Genomic DNA, 467 nt, shown 5'->3' with positions numbered 1-467 from the left:
GGCGTCACCCCCCGCGCTGACTATGAAGCCGCACAAGCCAATCTGGCGGTCGCCCAGGCCGATGCCCGGCGCGCTAGCGCCGCCGCAGGCGCTGCCCGCGTATCAGGTGACGGCCGATCGGTTGCGGTCGTCAGCCCCGTCTCGGGGCGCGTCACCAATGCTGGTGCCAATCTTGGCCAGTTCGTCGCGGCTGAAACCGAGCTGTTCCGCGTCGCCGACCCGCGCCGGCTTCAGATCACGGCTAGCGTTCCCCCCGCCGATGCAGGCCGGGTCCGAGAAGGTGACAGGGTGGAGTTGACCACCACCGATGGCCGCAAGATCGAGGGCCGCGTACGTTCGTCGACCGGCGTCGTCGATCCGCAATCGCGGACCGCGACCGTCGTCATCACGCCGACCTCTGGCGGCAGCACACTCGCCCCGGGCCAGCTTGTGCAGGCTCGTATCCTCGCCAGCGGCGGGGCCGCCAA

1 protein-coding gene is annotated in these 467 nt (G+C 70.2%); it reads left to right on the top strand.

All coding sequences use genetic code 11. The features are described 5' to 3' along the window. Nucleotides 1-467 (top strand): efflux RND transporter periplasmic adaptor subunit (locus BGN95_RS06295; protein WP_286772000.1); only part of this gene is annotated, 467 nt, incomplete at both ends.

It is taken from the genome of Sphingomonas sp. 66-10 (assembly GCF_001897045.1).
Taxonomy (GTDB): Bacteria; Pseudomonadota; Alphaproteobacteria; order Sphingomonadales; family Sphingomonadaceae; genus Sphingomonas; species Sphingomonas lycopersici.
This window is presented reverse-complemented; position numbering and strand designations above follow the sequence as displayed.